Source organism: Polyangiaceae bacterium (assembly GCA_020633235.1).
Lineage (GTDB): Bacteria > Myxococcota_A > Polyangia > Polyangiales > Polyangiaceae > JACKEA01.
The window spans coordinates 1,426,615-1,443,923 of record JACKEA010000001.1 but is presented as its reverse complement, the minus strand read 5'-3'; the positions used below and the strand labels follow the sequence as shown (position 1 = coordinate 1,443,923).

The following is a 17,309-nucleotide window of genomic DNA, read 5'->3' as shown; positions in this document are numbered from 1 at the left end:
AGCACCAGCAGCCGCCGGGTGATCACACCCTGTTCATCAGGCGATGGCAACGGGTGACTCCTGTCCAGCCGCTTCCAGCTCGCTCAGGCGACGATCAGCGAAGAGCCGCACGGCCTCGCTTCGATCTGCTCGTAGTTGCTCCAGCGCACCGGCCAAGGATGGAACCTCGGCGCCAACCTGCAATCGGGACAGCTTCTCTTCGTCCTCCAGATCATCCACCAACACGAGCAGCGTGTCGCGTAGCCCGCGGTCAATCGTGTGCGCCAGAATTTCGCGGCTAGCAGCTCGTGACTTCGGGCTGGACCGACGCAAGCCTTCGTAGAGTAAGTGGAGATCTTGAGAGGACTCCATTAGCCCCAGCAATCGGAACAAGCGCTCCATCGCTTGCTGCTGTTTCTCGCGCAGAAGTGCGATCAGCGCTTCGCCGCTGGGAGCCCCCTCCAGGTCATTACGTTCAAGAGCGACCCGTTGCCGCATCAGTTCCGCCGCACGCGCGAGGGTAGCCCGTGCGAGATTTTCGAATTGCTCTTTATCCAGTTGAAGGCTCGAGTTCCTGCCGCGCATCGCCCCAAGAGCGCGAAGGATCTTGTAGCGCACCATGCCGTCTTGCTCCTCGGCCAAGCGTTCGGTCAGGATGCGCACTGCCTCTTTGGAGCTGAAGCGGGCAAGGGTGCGCGGGATATGCCGCTTCACGGCGAGCGCAACACGCGGATCGGACAGCGCTTGGCTCAGTCGCTCGACCGCGGCGTCACCGTTGGCTGTCAGTGCTTCGCGTGCCACGTCGCGCGCAGGGCGGTTCGAGAGCATGGCAATCAACGTTGGGATGAGCGCTCTGCTCGGGAGCGACCGCGCCGCTCTCGCCACCTCCACGAGCACGCTATCGTCGGCACGCTTGGCGAGGGAGACGAGAACCTCGACCCATCGCGCGTCCGGCTTCTGCGCGATCGCGTGGGCTAACGCCAACCTCATCTCCTGGTCGGGGCCAGCCGCGATCGCGACTGCACGGCGCACGACACGCGGTTCGTGCTCGGGTTGGCGAGCGAGCGCCACGAGTGCTGCGGCGCGCACGCGGGGGTCCTTGTCCTCCAGGTGGGCCTGCACCGAGCGCCGCTCGGGGGCAAGTTGCTCGAGCCCAAGCAGTGCCGCAACCCTGCGGGCCGGATCCTCGCTCTCAAGGAGAAGTTCCATCATGTATTCGATGTCGCGCCTGCCCGAGTGAGCCAAAGAGTCGAGCGCACTCAGGGCTACCGCGCGTGCGGGGTGGTGCATCAAGAGCGGTGGGATCAGATCACCCCTGCCTTGCTCCCGTAGAATGGCAAGCGCCGCGAGGACTTCCGTTTCCTCGATGCTGTTCAATGCCGCGAGCAACACCTCGAGAGCGCCGAGGTTGAGCTCTGGAAGCGTGGTCGCTAGGTACCTTGCGCCCGCCCGCAGCCGACGCCGGAACAGGTCCAAGTAGATGCGAGTGGCGCCCCACAGACCAGCCAACCAGAGGCACGCCAGCAGTGCTACCCCGATCGCCAATCCGCGAGAGCTCACCCCCGCCGCTACCAGGACCAGAATTGCCGCCGACGCCAATGCCTGTCCACCGCGCTGTCCGACGACCTCAACGACACCTTTGATCGAGCGACGCGTGCCCCCGGGCAGCGGCAAGAACAACACCTCGAACGCGCTCCGCTGGACGGAATGACGGAGCGCTTCGTCTGCCGCTTTGATGACGAGTATTGCTGCCAGCGCGGGCACCCCGACGAACACCGTGGCGGCGATGGCGGCGACGGTCGGAAGGATGGCGAGGCCCCGAACCGGACCCACGCGGCGGAGGATCCAAGCGGTTGCGCCGACCTGCAGCACCAGCCCAAAGAAGTTCACGGTGCCGTAGAACCCTCCGAAGAAGGTTGCCAGTTGCTCGCGCCCCACGAACGTGGCCACCATGCTCTTGAACAGGTAGTCGGCGAGCGTCAGGGTAACGCTGGCGGCCAGCGAGAGGTACAGCAGGCGTCGCGCGTGAGGCTCATTGGCCATGATGCGGTATGGCGCGACGAGAGCAGTCCTCGTCCGTTCGCCGCCCTGGTCGTTCTTCCGCATGGCGAGGGCTGGGATCGCGGCGCCCATCAGGAACGCGGCTCCGACCGCGATCAACCCCGGTGAGGACAGCCGCGTCGCCAACCAAGCGGCCAACAGCGATCCGAGCGCCACGCCCAGCATGCCTCCCGCACCGATGGGAGCGAACAGACGCTTGGCTTGTTCGACAGTGAAGCGGTCGCCGAGCCACTGCCAGAATAGAACGCTAACGACGGTCGCCACGACACCGACCCAGACGTACACGACGTACGGGACGAGGGCGCTTGCCCCGCGAGCGGCCAGCGCCAAGAGCGCACTGCCAGTGGCGGCGATGGCGAGGCTAGTGACCAACTGGGCGCCGGATCGGCGCGACGATCGGCGCACGAGCCAAACCGCCCCTAGCCCAGCCACGGCCATGGTGAAGTAGACCCACGGCAGCCGCGTCGCCGGCAGACGCGACAGGAACAGCGCGTCCCGCGCCGTCTCCAACACGCCGTGGCCGGTCATGAAGATGAAGAGCGAGAGGAACGCGACCGCGGCGGAGCGTCCCTCTCCCGCGCGAACGTCTATGATGCCGCGGTGTCGCACGTCGGAGCCCTAGGACTCATATCGCCCGCCCCTCCCCGACTTCTTCGTAGGTTCGCCCGTCGCGGATGTTGTAGATGCGCTTGAACGTCGGAATGATCTTCTCGTCGTGCGTGACGACGATGATGGCTGTCCGGAACTCCTGGGCAAGGCGATTGAGGATCCGCACGACGGCCAGGGCGCGCTCGCCATCGAGCGGAGCGGTTGGCTCGTCGGCGAGGATGATGGGCGGCCTGTTGGCCAACGCTCGTGCGATGGACACGCGTTGCTGCTCACCGCCCGAGAGTTCGGCAACACGCGCTTGCGCGCGGTGATGTACGTCCAGCGCCGTCAGCATCTCCAGCGCTGTGGCGCGGGCCACGGAGTTCTTGACACCAGCCAACATTGGCAGCAGCGCCACGTTGTCGGTGGCATCGAGAAACGGGATCAGATAAGGCGCCTGGAACACGAACCCGATGCGATCACGGCGCAACGCGCGCAAGTCGCTGCGCTTCCAGCCGTCCTCGTAGATCACGTCGCCGGCCAAGGTGAAGCGCCCGGACGTTGGTTCGATCACCGCACCCAAGCACTTCAACAACGTGCTCTTGCCGGAGCCGGAGGGTCCAATCAGTCCCACCACCTCGCCGGGTTCGATGCGCATGTCGACGCCCTTGAGGGCGTCCACGGCTGTGGAACCGCTGCCGTAGCGCTTGGTGAGGTTCTCGATCAAGATGGCTGGCTCGGTGTGGGTCATGGTTTCATCCGCCGATCGCTTCCGCAGGGTCGATGTGCAACGCCGCGCGGATCGCCAGCACCGAAGCCAGCCCGCAAATCACGAGCGTGAGCCCGAAGGCACCCACCGCGTCGTTGGTTTGTAGCAGAACGTACTTGGGAAACACCGGCGCCCACAGCGTGGCGGCGAACTTGCCAACGAAGAAGCCGATGAATCCGAGTCCCAGCGCCTCTTGCATGATCATCGAGGCGATCGTGCGGTCGCGAGTACCGATCAATTTCAGCACGGCTATCTCTTTGATCTTGCCGAGGGTCATCGTGTAAATGATGAAGGCCACGATGGCCGCGCTCACGATCGCCAGAATCACTAAGAACAGCGCGATTTGCCGAGCGGCGGTCGCGATCAACTTCGCCACCAAAATGTCTTCCATTTCGCCATTGGTGTACGCGGTCAGGTGCTTCCAGCGCTTGATGTCGTCGGCCACCTGACGTGGATCGTCCCCCGTCTCCACACGCACCAACACGGTGTTGACTCGATGGGAGGAGGTCTGGATCGCCTCGACCGCTTTCAGCACGCCCGGCTGACCGGGCCGATTCACCGCGGGGTCCACTGCAAGCCGGTTCCGGTCATTGACGATGGACTCGTTGTCCTTCAGGAACTGCGCTTGCTGGGCGTCCTTGATCGGGATGAAGACCATCGGATCGCCGTTCGATGACACCGCGCGACGGGTGAGCCCGACCACCGTGTAACCGTTGCGTCGAATACCGATGCGGTCTCCAATCTGGAAACCCGTCTTCACGTCGGCCACGGCTTCGTAGTGGGCGCTGGCGATGGGTCGCCCGGCGACGAGAAAGGGCGGGCCGCCAAGCCGCCCGGGCTCGTAGCCCGCCACCATTACTCGCACGTCTTTGCCGGCGCGGCGAACCTGCATCGTGAGGTAGGCAACGTTGCCGGTCTCCGCCACGCCCGGCAGGCCTGCGATGCCCCGATAAGCGTCGTCGGGGAGGCTGGACGGTTCTGCGAACGGTCCCAAGGTGTGCTGTTGCACGACCCAGATGTCGGCGCCACCAGCGCGCAAGAGCACCTTGGCGTCGTCGACCATGCCCCGATACACGCCGGCCATGGTTAACGTGACGCCAATGAGCAACCCCAGCCCGAAACCAGTGAGTAGGTAGCGACCGAGATGGTTGGCTACGTCCCGACGAGCGAGATTGATCATGGCTCGACCCTCTCCTGCCGAACGCGGACTCCTTCTTCGAGTTGCGCGGAGCTGTAGACGATGACGCTGTCCCCCTCACTCACACCCGAGAATATCTGGACCAGATCCGCCTGGCCTTGACTGCCAATCTTGACCGGCGTGAAGTGCGCTCGACCATTCAGCATCTGCCACACCCCTTTCTCGTTGCCTTTGCGGGAGACGGCGGCACTGGGCATGGCGAGCACGCCGATCTGGCGCGGTAGGCTGATGGTCACCTCCGCCAGCTCACCAATGTATAGCTGTGCAGGCTGTGGCTCGAAGCTCACGTTCACGATCCGCTCCTCGGTGACCGGATCACTCTGCATTTCGATGCGGGTCACCCGCCCCGACCTAGGTGCGTCGGGCGCAGAGCGCAGCACGATGCTGGCTTCTTGACCCACGTGCACTCCTCGGGCGCGCGACTGGTCGATGCGCGCCCGGACCCAAAGGCTCTTGGGGTCGACGAGGCGCAACACGGCCTGACCGGCGACCACCGTCGCTCCCGGTTCGACCTCCCGTGAGACGATCACGCCGTCCACGGGGCTGACGATCCTCAAGCTGTCGCGCACGCTGGAGATACCTCGAGACTCCGCTCGAGTGCGCCCAACCTCCTGCTTCGCCAGCGCGACATTGGCCCGCGCCGCTGCCAGCGCCGACTCAGCCCGCTCCGCCTCGTTGTTGCTGCTGTCGAGAGCCTGCTCGCTGATGACGCCCTTCTGATACAGGGCCCGGTCACGGTTCTGATTGGTTTTGGCGAGCTTGGCGCGGCTCCTTGCTTCCTCGACTTGAGCTTCCGCCACGCGGACGGATTGGCGTGAGCGCGCCCCCGCGCTCTTGGCGGCTTGCACGCGAAGGTCCATGTCGACCGGATCCATTTCCGCCAGCAGTTGCCCAGCTTTGACCACCGCGCCCTGGTCCACCAGCACCCTGAGGACTCGTCCTGGAGCGACCGGGCCAACGGCGTAGGCCAGGCGAGCGTCTACGGTGCCGATACCGAACACGCTCGGACTGATGTCCGCGCGAATGACGCTGCCAGCCCGTACGCCCACTGGTGCGAGCGGACCGCGATTGGTCAACAGCCAGTAGAAAGCGGCGAGGAACAAGCCGACGCCGGTGACGATGAGGAGCAGCTTCAGCGCCTTCATGGCTTGACCTCTCTCGGCTCGAGCATCACCCGGACGGTTTGCCAGCACCGCTCTTCCACCTCGGTCACGGGTGCGGTGACCGCCCCGTCCTTGGCTGCGAACAAGAACCCCATCGCCATTCCGGTAATCAGGAGAACTGCGCTCTCGATGTCGGTGTCCTCGCGGATCAGGCCCTGCTGAGCCGCGTCCTGCAGGCACGACCGGACGAAATCTCGACCTCGATTCCTCAGCTCCGCGATCCGCCGTGGACCTTCGTCGCCCAGGGCGTGGGATAGCTGGTCCGAGAAGATCAGGGACTGGATCCCAGGTTGGACAGAGACCGCGTGTAGCCGAAGCCTGACGAAATGCTCCAGGCGAGTGAGCGGGTTCGCAGCCATGGGATCCGGGGCTGCGTCGACCAGCCCCTGCAGCCGATCGAGGGCCGCCTCCTTGACCTCGTTCATGTCCTTGAAATGTCGAAAGATCGTCGCATCCTTGATGCCGACTTCTTCAGCCAACTGGGCCGCAGTGAACTCGCGCAAGCCCCGCTCCCCGATGATCTTGATGGCCGCTGCAGCGATCTCGCGACGCCGTTCCTCGGTTGGCTTTCTGACCGTCATGCATTCTCCTCTGTTAGTGAGTACTTACTCACATATTAGCTTCGGGGCTGCACTCGTCAAGTGGCGCCCAATCTTGCGCTCATTCTCAATGCCCCGTGACGCCGGCCTCGGTCTGTGCTAGTGATTGCTCGCTACTATGCAACTGGCTCGAAAGCGCCTGCCGGCAGCTGCGCGACGCACGCAGATTGCCGATGCCGCCCTGGACGTCATTGCAACACGAGGTGTTCGAGGGTTGACCGCCGCCGAGGTTGCGAAGCGAGTGGGCGTGGCCGACGCCACCCTGTTCCGCCACTTCGAATCGATGCAGCAAATCGTCGCAGCCGCGATCGCTCGCTTTGAGCAACGCCTTCTTTCGACGTTCCCAACACAGACCGACCATCCGATGGTCGATTTGCGCGAGTTCTTCCTTCGCCGCTTGGCCCTCGGTCGCCAACAGCCCCTGGTGTTGCGTCTGATCTTCAACGACCGACTAGCGGAGGCAGCGGGGGATGCGGAAGCTGAGAGCGTGCGGACGATCGTGGAGCGATCGCTTAGCTTCGTGCGGGACTGCCTGTTGAGAGCGCAGCAGCAGGGACTCGTCACCCGCGACGTGCCCGTGGAGGTCCTGTTGTGGATGGTTACCGGCGTGCTGCGCGGAGCGATATTGACGCGCTACTCGAATGTGGGAGCCGACGTAGCGTGGCACTCCGTCCAGCTCGTTTTGTCACCTCGCCCACGGGAGAGCACGACATGAAGCATCGTCCTGGCTGGTTGACCATCGTCTCTGCGGCGGCTGGCGTTTTCGGAGTATTAACCGTCGTCGCGGGCGGGCGCGTGCTCTTTGGCTCCGCGACGGACCAGCAAAAAGTGGGGAACTATGTGGAAGCCATCGTCTGGTTCAATTTCCTCGCGGGGTTTGCCTACGTAGTGACAGCCGTGTTCCTCGCCCAGGGTCGTCGTATTGCCGCATGGCTCTCGGGTGGTTTGGCCCTGGCCACAGCCGTAGCCTTTGCGTGCTTCGGGATCTGGGTCCTCCGCGGCGGCGCCTTCGAGGGTCGCACCATAGCGGCGATGTCGGTCCGCATGCTCTTCTGGACTGCCGTCGCCGTTGCCGGCTTTCGCGCCAGCGACGAGCGACGTGTGCGCCCCGCGGAGGCATCATGAAGACATGGTCGCTGACATTCGCAGTGCTCGCCACCGCGTTGTTCGCCAACTGCAAGCACGACCAGGAACCATCCGACACCCACGACCACGGCGCCGCCTTGTCCTCCAAGCTGCCAGCCGGTGTGAACCCAGTGCAGAATGAAATGCGCGTGTTGCATGAGGCCACTCGCGATTGGGTCACGGCCATTGCAAACAACGACCTGGCCGCCATTGCCGGGGGCATCAAGAAAGTGCACGGTGCGCGCACCCTTACTGAGACGGCGCTGAAGACCGGAAGCTATCGGCCGCCCAAAAACCCGGGCGATCTGCAGCAGTTCGAGAAGCAGGACGAGGCGTTCCACGAGCGGCTGGTGCGGCTGATGCGCGCCGCGCAGGCCAAGGATCTACCTCGAGCCACCCTCGAGCTCGGCCGCGTGCTCGAGGGCTGCACGGACTGTCATTCGAAATATCGTTTCTGATGCCTACGCTCGCGTCCAGGCGCACTCGACGTGGAGCTTGGTCGATGCGGAGAACAACTCAATGCAGTAGCTGCTCGCCGCCGACGAACTAAAGATATTGGGGACACTTGGCCTGTTCTTCGCGACCTGAGCCGCGGCCGGCTCGATGTGCCAGCCGGCGTCGGGCGATCCGCAGTCGTGGAATCTCGGCACCTCGTCCGCCGGTGTGAGGAGTCCGCCCACGGACAGGACGTGGTGCCCTAACCGAGCTGCAATCAGCGCGGTCAGCGCTACTTCGACGCGCTGCAGGTCGTTCGCCGAGCTTTTCCGCACGCGCGAAACGCGTGCTCGCCGCCGCGCGGCTCGAAGTGCGAATCTCAGCGCAGCTCACCCAGCGATATTTCTGCCGCCTGCGGCCGCAGTCGCTGCACACCACGAAGCGCCGACCACTCTGGCCGCAATCGAGAACCCGTCCGTCGAGGATCGTCATCCCCAGGAATTGGGTACGGGTTCCCTGACACTGGCAGACGCTGCTGACGCAAGCGGAACCCCAATTCCGCGCCCGTGAAGACCCGGGGTCGGACTCGAAAACCAGGTGCCGGGTCTTCCTCTATTGGCGAGCGCGATCCTGGTAGCTGCGCACAGCTCTAGCCGAGGCCGCTTCTCTCTTCCCGGCAAGGCCGGGAACGACCCTCAACAAGCGCCACGTTTTGATCGCGCGTGGCTCGGCTGATCCTGGCGGGCGGCCGCGCGCTACAAACTCAGCCAGCGGCCGCGCCGTGTTGAAGCTGGAGTTGCCCGCGGGCCGCGCCTTACTCGGCGGACGGCTCGCCGGCATCGAAAATGCCGGCGATCTCGCGCAGTGTGTCCAATCTGTGAATCGTGAAGCCGTCGGTGTTGGTTTCGAGAACGCCTTCAGTGGCCCAACGGCTCATCACCCGGATCGCGGTTTCGAACGAGGTGCTAACCAGCTCCGCGAGGTCTCGGCGGGACAGCGTCACGGGGATCTTGGACGTTTCGCTATAGTATTCGTCGCCGAACTGATCGTACAGCTTGAGCAACAAAGTGGCCAACCGTGCTTCGACTGAGCCCGCGCTCAGGACGTCGATCTTGTTGTGCAAGGCAACCAACTTGTTCCACATTCCCGAAGCGATGGACGCTGCCAGTGCCGGGCTTTGTCGCATCGCCTCCATCACCATCGGGCGGGGGATCTGCACGATGGTGGCGGTCTCCGTGGCGACCACGGCGCCTGCCGGGTAGGGCACGTCTTTGAGCAGCGCGAGGTCGCCGACGCTTTCCGGCGGGCCGAAGATGCCGCAGATGGCCGAGCGACCCTTGGGCGTGGGACGCACCACCTTGACCAGGCCCGCTCGCAGGATCGTCATGGTGCGGGCCGGATCTCCCGCCTGCCACAGGAACTCGCCTCGAGACAGCGTGCGCGTGGTGGCCAGGGAGGCCATGCGCGTGAGGATCTGGGGCTCGAGACCGGAGAGGGAGGGTGCCTTCGCGAGAATTTGGAGCGTGCCCATCGCTGTTCGTTCAAACAATTAGTACTCTCCACCCTGATTTGGTGAATTCTTTTCGTCGTTCTTGGCAATGGCATGCCAAATGCAACCTGCCCGCGGGTCGTCACTGACGACCCGAAGCGAAGTTATTTATCTATTGCACATGCCCGGAGGATTCATGCACAAGGTCAATGCCGCGGTCGTAGCCGGAGCCATGCTGTGCTCGGCGCTCGCGATCGGATGCTCCAAGTCCGAGAAGAAAACCGAAACCGGCTCCGCCGCCGCGACTTCCGCTCAGGCCGCAGCCGACGATCCGGCTGCCGAAGCCAAGAGGTATTTCGACACCACCTGTGTCGTCTGCCACGGCAAAGACGGCAAGGGCGATGGTCCCGGAGCCGCCGCGCTGAATCCGAAGCCCCGCGACTACACGGACGCAAAGTGGCAGGACGAGGTGAAGGACGACGAGTTGCGCAAGGCCATCCTCGAGGGCGGTGCTGCAGTGGGCAAGAGCGCGGCAATGCCCCCGAATCCGCAGTTGAAGAGCAAGCCCGAGGTCGTGGACGAGTTGGTCAAGATCGTCCGCGGCTTCAAGGGCAAGTGATGGGATCCATCGGGAAGCGATTTTTCCGTCGACCGCCGCTTCCTGAACTTCCCCCACCGATCATCTCACGGCGCGGTCCCAAAGAGCTTGGTCTGCTTCCCAATTCCGGCTACGTCGGGTTCGGTATGTCATGGCCGTCGTGGGAGCCGGCGTCACCGTTGTGTTTCTGCCCTCGTGAGGCCTCCGGCAAGCTGAGCAGAAACCACACCAAGACCAAGCAAGCGCTGGACCAGGCCACAACAGCGGCTTGCAGAAGGTACGTGCGAGGCAGACAGCGCGTGAGCCCCGCCATCAATCGTAGCCCCGTCGCGGCGTTAACGAAGATCGCGATGAGCAGCAATCGATGCGAGCGCTCGGGGCGTACGCCGGTCGTCATTGCCTGGGTGCGTCCCATCACAAGCAGGGTGAGTGCTCCGATCGCACCGATGGTCAAGCCGTGCAGCGCGTCAGTGGGTAAGACCCACAACGGATGCTGCCGTAAGGCTCGAAGTCCGAGTCCGACGGCCAGCCACAGATAGCCCGCGCCGAGTGCGCTGAGGCTCCACGACCCCAAGCAAGTCCAAAGACGCCATCGCAACCAGCGCGCCAGGGAGAGACCCGCAGCGACAATCGCGATCGCGCTGGTAACGAGCGCGGGGGCCCGAACCAGATCGCTCACAGCGAGGAGGAGAAGAACCATGAACACCGTCGCCTCGAGGCGCGGCTGGACGCGTGCGTCGAGCTGACGCCCGCTCCGGTAGTATGCGCCCGCAGCCGCCGCAGCGATCAGCCGCCCGCCCATGAATGTGATCAGGATGGCATACAGGTCAATCACGACAAGCAGCAGTCTCGTGCGGTGAGCCTGTGCAAACGGCGTCAAAACCGCCATTGCCAAGATTGCAACTACCACGAGCCCGAGTACCCGATTGCGTGGCTGGGAAGGTCCGCGAAGCAGCTTGGGTGCGGACAGGCCAGCGAGTCCAACGGCAAAGGTCGCGGTCGCCGTCGCGTGAACGGTACCGAATGGCTCGACCAGGGCCGAAACGCGGGCTACGAGCCATGCCACCCCAAGTCCGACAGCAGCGCGACGCGACACTGGACCGGTCAGAAATCCACCCACTACGGCGAGCACGTAGCCGAAGAGAAGCTCGTGCCCATGCCAATCCGCGCTTGCGGCTGTGTAGCCGCACTGCCGAAGATACAGCCACGCTGGGACGGCCGCTGCTCCAAAGACCGCGGCCGCAAGGAACATTGCCCGTTGCGGGCGGTGCCTTCGGGCTGCCACTACTACCGCACCGACCGTGGATCCCGGCTACCCCGAGCTAGCGACCATCCGAGCGAGAGGGCGACAAGGAAGCAGCTGAGCCACTCGGGTGGCACGAATCCTGAAGATGTTGCGGTCCGTGTTGAAGTTGAGTTACCTGACCGTGTTTGCGCTCGTACTGGTTCTTCCGGCGGCTTCATGCGGACGAGCACATTCTGTCGACGAGTCCGAGCGAGGACGAGAGGTGTACAAGCTCTGTGTGCCGTGCCATGGCCCCGAAGGCTCGGGAAACAAGGAACTCGGCGCTCCGGCGATCGCGGGCGTCGATGCTTGGTACGTCGGTGTACAACTCGTCAAGTTCAAGAGTGGGATACGCGGCTCGCATCCCGGTGACCTGGAGGGCGCACGCATGCAATCGGTTGCACGGAGCGTGCACTCCCAGCGCGATATCACCGCCGTCGCCAACCACGTGGCACAGCTGCCGCCGGCGCCAGCACGGGCAGTAGTCGAGGGCGATCCAGCGCGCGGACGAAGCTTGTGGGGGCGTTGTGCAGGCTGTCACGGATCCCTCGCCAGCGGAAATCGCGGAAGCGGCGCGCCGCCCCTTGACCGGACCGACGATTGGTATCTACTCGCACAACTTGAGAAGTTCAGGCGGGGCATGAGGGGGACACACGCAAAAGACACTTCGGGTGCGATCATGCGTCCCATGGCGCTCGGCCTGCCAGATGATCGAGCCATGAACGACGTCGTGGCCTACATCGCCTCGCTGCGGTGACGCACGGGTTGCCAGCCGCGAACTCAGTAACGCCGGACATTCTGGTCCATCGTCGCCCACGCGTCGATGCCGCCCACCACGTACCAGACGTTGTGGAAGCCCCGGTCGTAGAACAGCCGTGCTGCAGCCTTTGCACCGCTGCTGTGGTGAGCCAAGAAGACGAGCTTCGCGTCCTTCGGAAGCGCGTCGAGCTCCGCCTGATACGCTGGGTCAAGCTGCCGAGCGCCCTCGACTCGGGCCTTGGCCTGCTCCACCGCGGGCCGCACGTCAATGAGCTGAAGCTTTTTGTGCTCATTGCGCGCTCGCGCCACGTCGGCTGGATGAATACCTCTAATTGGGCGATCTTGATTGGGGTTGTCCAGCTTGAACCCTGGACCGGCTGCGCCGTCGACGAAATCGATCTTCAGGCCGTTCGCCCGTCGCGCGGTGCGTGCGTCCATGGCAAGCTCGAGCCCGCTGACGACGATGACAACGTCGTTCGGCTCGATTGCGGCGAAGTACAGGTCATTGTGGAACTTGGCATCGATCGTCAGCCGCAAGACCTCCCCGTCGCCGGCCTCACGTGCCGCGTCGCGAAACGCACTGAGCGCTATCTCGGAGATGCTCACCTCCGGCGGGGTGATCACGCTGGCTCCTTCCGGCCGTCAGACCGCGTGGTGATCAACCAATACGGTCTCTCATTCGCCATTGCCACGTTCTGTTGCCAGAATCGTGCCAGCCAAGGCGGCGGGATCTGCGCATCGCCTGCAGGGTGGAGATGTGTCACATTTGACAGTACTCATATGCCGCGACTGCCACATGTGGCAGTGAAAACCCATGCTCCTCCAGGTTTGTGGGAAGCTCCCGCCCATTGGCGATGCTCGACGAAACCCCGAGCCGGCGATCCTGATCGCGATGGATCACCGCCCGCTCCGCCCGACGGTGGAAACCGACCGGCGGCAGCGCGTCTTCCACTTACGGCACGGCGCGCTGTGGGGCCTCGATACGAGCTCGAGCCAGTCCGAGATGACCCGAGGCCGGGTCTCTTTCTAGAGCGCATCCGCGAGATCCGCGATGCCACGAGGGACAACTCGTCGGGCGCTCCGCCAGCTTTCTCCGAGCGCTCGGTCTCTTGCAACGAGCCGCTCCGAGCGTGGTACCAGTGTTGCTCTTCGGCGAATCCGGAAGCGGACAGGAGCTAGCTTGCACGTCCGCTCCGCCAGATGAGCGGGCGCAAGCAGCGCCCGTTCATGCCCGTAGAGTGCAGCACCTGCCCGAAACACTCTTCGAGTCTGAACTCTTCGGCTACGAATACTGCGCCTTCACTGGCGCGAACAGCGCGAACCGAGACCTCGTAGACGCGACGGTAGGCGGCACGCTATTTGTCGTTGAGATCGGCAACCGATGTCGTCGATCGCATGGCACTGCTACTGGACGACGAGGAGTTGCGCATCGAGCACCTGCCGCCGAAGCTTGCGGGCGTCGAGTTGCCGCGCTCTCACCCCGAGCAACCCCCCGAAACCTGCTTCGCGGTCTCTGAACTGCTCCCACTCGAGCAAGTCGAGGCAGATTACCTGCGGTGGGCCGAGGCTCGCGTGAATGACCGCGCGAGCCTGGCGCGGGCACTGGGGGTCCCGGCGCGGACGATCTACCGCAAGCGCGACAGCGCGCGCAGAAGCAGAAAGCGCTGATTCAGAGTTTGGCACCCCACGTGCATCCGGCGCGGCAGCATGCTCCCGACTACCGCTGGCGCCTTGACGGGGAGAGTTCCGCGCGTTCCGGCGCCAGGCGCCGGCTTTACCCCATCGAAGCTCGTTCCGCCGTGGCTCCCGGGTCGGCATTTCGTCGCTGCGCTCGTCTGCTACGCCGTCGGGGCTATCGGGCTCGTCCTCGCGGCGCCCGATCTTTCGCGGGGGCTCTTCTTCGTACCGCGGGTCGTCGCGCTGACACACCTCTTCACCCTCGGGTGGATAGCGCTGTCCATCTTTGGAGCGCTCTGCCAGTTTCTGCCGGTTGCTATTGGCCGCTCGATCCAATTCCCCAAGCTCGTCCATTTGTCTTTCGCGGCGCAAACGTTGGGCGTCGCGAGCTTCATCATCGCGCTGGTCGTCTCGAACCGCTCGCTCCTGCTCTTCGGCGCGTTCAGTCTCTCGCTCGCTTTCACCGCCTTCGGCGTGAACCTGGCCGCTACGTTGATTCCAGTCCGTGAGCGGAACCTCACGTACTGGGCGCTCGCCGGGGCGGTGGTCTTCCTGCTCGCCACGCCGGTCTACGGCGTCGTACTCGCATTCGACCTGCACGATGGCGGACTCAGCGACCGGTTCAAGACCGTCGGGCAGCACGCTCACGTAGCAATCGTCGGCTTCGTGCTCATGGTAGTCGTCGGCGTCGCGCATCGGCTTTTGCCGATGTTCTTGCTCAGCCATGGCGCAAGCGAGCGGGCTGCGTGGGCCAGCATCTGCCTCCTGTTCGGCAGCGCAACCTTGCTCATCGTGCCCTGGGGCGGTGGGACACAGCTCACACTTGCGGGCACGTTCGGCTGCGCCGGAGTCGTGGCGTTCATCGTGCAGGCTGCAACATTTTTCACGCACCGAAAGCGCAAAGCGATCGATCCGGGGATGCGCCTTGCCGCATCCGGCCTCATCGGACTCGGCGTCGGCGCCCTACTCGCTCCGTTCGCGCTCCTCCGTGGTATGAGCGACCTTCACTTGCTCACGACGTACTTCGTCGTTTTGCTCGGTGCCGTCACGCTGTTCATCGCTGGCCACTACTACAAGATCGTTCCATTCCTCGTTTGGAACCATCGATATGGACCGCTGCTCGGCAAGTGCAAGGTCCCTAAGGTCGCGGAGCTTTTCTCCGAGCGAGTCGCACTCATCGATGCCGCGCTCCTCGTGTCCGGCGTGGTCGGCGTGGCGGTCGCGACGTTCATTGGTTCGGAGGCGCTCGCACGCGTCGCCGCGATCGTGTTCGCGGCGGGTGCCTGGCTACAGGTCATCGTCATTCTCCGCGTCGCGCTAAGGAAGGTCGCATGAACGACAGCATTTTTCCCACGACTGAACCGATCTACTCCGCGCTGCGTGAGGTCATCGATCCGGAGATTGGCCTCGACATCGTGACCCTGGGGCTCGTGTACGACGTCGAAATCCACGGCGACTCGATCGACGTGACTTTCACGCTTACGACGCCGGGCTGCCCAATGGAGCGGGTCATCACTGACGGCATCGTGAACGCCGTGGGTGGCATTCCAGGCGTTCGCGAGGTGGTCCCGAACCTGATATGGGACCCACGCTGGCACCCTGGCCTCGCTCAAAGAGGGTCGCTGTGATCCGTGCCAACGACAGGTTGTCCTCGGTGTTCGCGCGCGACGAACGACTCCTCGACGTGCTCGTTGCTGCCGCGCCATCGCTGGAGAACCTGCGAAACCGTTCATTGCGCAAGAACATGGCGGCGCGAGTCACGCTCGAACAAGTGGCACAGATCGCTGGACTAGATGCGGCGGTGCTGGTCGATCGCTTGAACGCCGCCCTCGACGAGCAGCCGCTGGCGCCGGAGCCGCCCGCGCAGGCGACGTCAGCGTGTGCTCCGATACCAGTACCGGACGCGCTTCTGGCCATTCCGACTGAGCTGCTGGTCGACCTCGACGTGCGCGAGGATTTGCGTTCAGGCATCGAACCCTTCGCACGGATCATGAACGCCGCGCGGACAATGTCCCCGGCGTCGGTGCTACGCATCCGCGCCATCTTCGAGCCCGCACCGCTCTACGGCGTGTTCGCCAAGAAGGGTCTTGCGCACTTCACAGAGCAGCTGGGGGTCGCCGACTGGCGTGTGTGGTTCTTCCGCGGCGAATTCGACCGCCCGACCAAGGAAGTAAGCGCTCCGAGCGAGGACGATGACGTGATTGTCCTCGACGTGCGTGACCTCGAGCCACCGGAACCGATGGTCCGCACGCTCGAGGTGCTTGCGACGATGGCGCGCGGAAAAACTCTTCTGCAGCTCAACGTCCGCGTGCCGCAGTTCTTACTCCCCAAGCTCGACGAGCGAGGCTTCGCCTACGAAATCCGTGAACAATCGGCCGACCTCATTCGGCTATTCATTCGACACAAACCCGATTGAAAAGAGAGAAGTCCAACGAAATGTCCAACATCGAGCTCGATATTCGCATCGTTCCTCCGCGCGAAAAGCACCCCGCCATCTTCCGCACTTTCGACGCGCTCAGCGTCGGCGAGGCTTTCACGCTGGTCAACGACCATGACCCCTTCCCGCTTCGCCGGCAGTTCGAGGCGACTCGCCCCGGGAAATTCCACTGGACATATGTCGAACAGGGACCAGCGGTATGGCGGGTCCTCATCGAGAAGAGCGAGGCATGAAGCTGTCGCTGAGCGCTGCGGCAGCACCTGCCCTCGAGCTCGACGCACTCGACATCGCGTGCCGAGCTCGAGGGCTTGACGGAATCGAGCTCGTCGTTGAAACTGCGGACTACATCCAGTCCCTGGCCGCGCGAGTCCGTGCGGCTCGGGCCCGGGTCGTAGCGCTTCGAGCCGAGCGGGTCGAGGATTGCGCGGGCCTCCTTGCCTATTTGTCCGGCGAGCTCGGTGTACCGCTTTCAATCCCGCTCGACGCGGTGACCGGTGGCGTACTGCCGAACCTCGCGCAGGTGTTCGCTGACGCCGGAGGCACGCTCCTACTAGGCTTCGCTACGGACCTTAAGCAGGTTGTCGCGGTGACGGCAGCGCTGGAGAGCGCAGGCAATCCACCTTGCGTTGGACTCGCATGGGAGTTGCGCCCAAGCTCAGAGGATCTCGGGGCGTCCGGCGCAGTACTTCTCGCCGCAAGCGAGCACCTCCGCCTGGTGCGGCTGTATGGCGGCGGTCCGGAACAGCACCAGCAGGACGGGCGCGGCATTGGCCCGCTGTTCGTGGATCTCGCCATCTCTGGATACGGAGGTCCAATCGTTCTGACGCCAAGCACGCCCACGGAGCTTCCGCGTTGGCGCGAGTGGCTCGCCTCGCGCCAGAGTACCGGCTGCGGCTCGGCGCATTCGTCGGGCGAGCATGAGGTCGACGTGCGCGACGTCGAGCCAAGGGACCGACTGGGCACCATTCTCGGCGCATTTCGTGCGCTTCCCCGCGGCGCGACGATGCGAATCACGCTCGATCACGATCCGAGCTGCATGTACTACGCGCTCGAAGAGAGCGAGCCCGCGGGGACCTTTTCGTTTCGAAAGATTGGCGACGGCCCCGAGGTGTGGGGCGCCGAGGTCACGAAGACCTGATCGAACGCT

At 64.1% G+C, this 17,309-nt stretch carries 19 protein-coding genes; 11 read left to right on the top strand and 8 right to left on the bottom strand.

The genetic code is table 11. The features are described 5' to 3' along the window. Nucleotides 1-36: 36 nt before the first annotated feature. From H6717_06405 to H6717_06385, 5 genes are read right to left on the bottom strand one after another with little or no spacing between them, the layout of a single operon-like run. Nucleotides 37-2,649: a hypothetical protein gene (locus H6717_06405; GenBank protein MCB9576643.1), complete on the bottom strand. Its 2,613-nt coding sequence runs from the start codon at nt 2,647-2,649 to the stop codon at nt 37-39. Between the two features lie 16 nt (nt 2,650-2,665). Then, nucleotides 2,666-3,379 (bottom strand): ABC transporter ATP-binding protein, encoded by a 714-nt coding sequence (locus H6717_06400; protein MCB9576642.1) that lies wholly within the window; start codon nt 3,377-3,379, stop codon nt 2,666-2,668. 4 nt (nt 3,380-3,383) lie between these two features. After that, a complete protein-coding gene (locus H6717_06395; protein MCB9576641.1) occupies nt 3,384-4,577 on the bottom strand; it encodes an ABC transporter permease in 1,194 nt (397 codons plus the stop codon). After that, nucleotides 4,574-5,740 (bottom strand): efflux RND transporter periplasmic adaptor subunit, encoded by a 1,167-nt coding sequence (locus H6717_06390; GenBank protein ID MCB9576640.1) that lies wholly within the window; start codon nt 5,738-5,740, stop codon nt 4,574-4,576. The genes H6717_06395 and H6717_06390 overlap by 4 nt, the downstream gene beginning before the upstream one ends. After that, nucleotides 5,737-6,339 (bottom strand): TetR/AcrR family transcriptional regulator, encoded by a 603-nt coding sequence (locus H6717_06385; protein ID MCB9576639.1) that lies wholly within the window; start codon nt 6,337-6,339, stop codon nt 5,737-5,739. Before H6717_06385 ends, H6717_06390 begins: the two co-directional genes overlap by 4 nt. 136 nt (nt 6,340-6,475) lie before the next feature. On the opposite strand from H6717_06385, the gene H6717_06380 reads away from it, so the two are divergent. The 3 genes from H6717_06380 to H6717_06370 are packed head-to-tail and all read left to right on the top strand — an operon-like array spanning nt 6,476 to nt 7,940. Continuing rightward, entirely contained in the window at nt 6,476-7,072 is a 597-nt protein-coding gene (locus tag H6717_06380) for a TetR/AcrR family transcriptional regulator (GenBank protein ID MCB9576638.1), read from the top strand. Then, entirely contained in the window at nt 7,069-7,482 is a 414-nt protein-coding gene (locus H6717_06375; GenBank protein ID MCB9576637.1) for a hypothetical protein, read from the top strand. The genes H6717_06380 and H6717_06375 overlap by 4 nt, the downstream gene beginning before the upstream one ends. Beyond that, the gene (locus H6717_06370) at nt 7,479-7,940 is read left to right on the top strand and encodes a cytochrome c (GenBank protein MCB9576636.1); all 462 of its coding nucleotides are present in this window, start codon (nt 7,479-7,481) and stop codon (nt 7,938-7,940) included. Before H6717_06375 ends, H6717_06370 begins: the two co-directional genes overlap by 4 nt. Nucleotides 7,941-8,731: 791 nt before the next feature. Here H6717_06370 and H6717_06365 read toward each other — a convergent pair. Continuing rightward, the gene (locus H6717_06365; GenBank protein MCB9576635.1) at nt 8,732-9,448 is read right to left on the bottom strand and encodes a Crp/Fnr family transcriptional regulator; all 717 of its coding nucleotides are present in this window, start codon (nt 9,446-9,448) and stop codon (nt 8,732-8,734) included. A 154-nt stretch (nt 9,449-9,602) separates the two neighbouring features. On the opposite strand from H6717_06365, the gene H6717_06360 reads away from it, so the two are divergent. Further along, a complete protein-coding gene (locus tag H6717_06360) occupies nt 9,603-10,025 on the top strand; it encodes a c-type cytochrome (GenBank protein ID MCB9576634.1) in 423 nt (140 codons plus the stop codon). 109 nt (nt 10,026-10,134) lie between these two features. On the opposite strand, the gene H6717_06355 is transcribed toward H6717_06360, so the two are convergent. Beyond that, nucleotides 10,135-11,256: an NnrS family protein gene (locus H6717_06355; GenBank protein ID MCB9576633.1), complete on the bottom strand. Its 1,122-nt coding sequence runs from the start codon at nt 11,254-11,256 to the stop codon at nt 10,135-10,137. A 151-nt stretch (nt 11,257-11,407) separates the two neighbouring features. Here H6717_06355 and H6717_06350 point away from each other — a divergent pair, with 151 nt between their 5' ends. Then, nucleotides 11,408-12,046 carry a c-type cytochrome gene (locus H6717_06350; protein ID MCB9576632.1) on the top strand — a complete coding sequence of 213 codons (639 nt, stop codon included), beginning with the start codon at nt 11,408-11,410 and terminating at the stop codon, nt 12,044-12,046. Nucleotides 12,047-12,069: 23 nt separating this feature from the next. Here the strand turns inward: H6717_06350 and H6717_06345 are convergent, their stop codons facing one another. After that, nucleotides 12,070-12,654: a hypothetical protein gene (locus H6717_06345; protein MCB9576631.1), complete on the bottom strand. Its 585-nt coding sequence runs from the start codon at nt 12,652-12,654 to the stop codon at nt 12,070-12,072. Between the two features lie 503 nt (nt 12,655-13,157). Between H6717_06345 and H6717_06340 the strand changes: the two genes are divergently transcribed. From H6717_06340 to H6717_06315, 6 genes are all read left to right on the top strand, one after another. Next, nucleotides 13,158-13,565 (top strand): sigma 54-interacting transcriptional regulator, encoded by a 408-nt coding sequence (locus tag H6717_06340; GenBank protein ID MCB9576630.1) that lies wholly within the window; start codon nt 13,158-13,160, stop codon nt 13,563-13,565. A 514-nt stretch (nt 13,566-14,079) separates the two neighbouring features. Next, nucleotides 14,080-15,060, top strand: coding sequence for a hypothetical protein (locus H6717_06335; GenBank protein ID MCB9576629.1), 981 nt, complete (start codon nt 14,080-14,082; stop codon nt 15,058-15,060). Beyond that, the gene (locus tag H6717_06330) at nt 15,057-15,353 is read left to right on the top strand and encodes a metal-sulfur cluster assembly factor (GenBank protein ID MCB9576628.1); all 297 of its coding nucleotides are present in this window, start codon (nt 15,057-15,059) and stop codon (nt 15,351-15,353) included. The genes H6717_06335 and H6717_06330 overlap by 4 nt, the downstream gene beginning before the upstream one ends. Continuing rightward, nucleotides 15,350-16,141, top strand: coding sequence for a DUF2249 domain-containing protein (locus tag H6717_06325; protein ID MCB9576627.1), 792 nt, complete (start codon nt 15,350-15,352; stop codon nt 16,139-16,141). The genes H6717_06330 and H6717_06325 overlap by 4 nt, the downstream gene beginning before the upstream one ends. Nucleotides 16,142-16,161: 20 nt before the next feature. Beyond that, complete coding sequence (locus tag H6717_06320) at nt 16,162-16,395, top strand: DUF2249 domain-containing protein (GenBank protein ID MCB9576626.1); 234 nt, start codon at nt 16,162-16,164, stop codon at nt 16,393-16,395. After that, the gene (locus tag H6717_06315) at nt 16,392-17,300 is read left to right on the top strand and encodes a DUF2249 domain-containing protein (protein MCB9576625.1); all 909 of its coding nucleotides are present in this window, start codon (nt 16,392-16,394) and stop codon (nt 17,298-17,300) included. Before H6717_06320 ends, H6717_06315 begins: the two co-directional genes overlap by 4 nt. Nucleotides 17,301-17,309 lie beyond the last annotated feature (9 nt).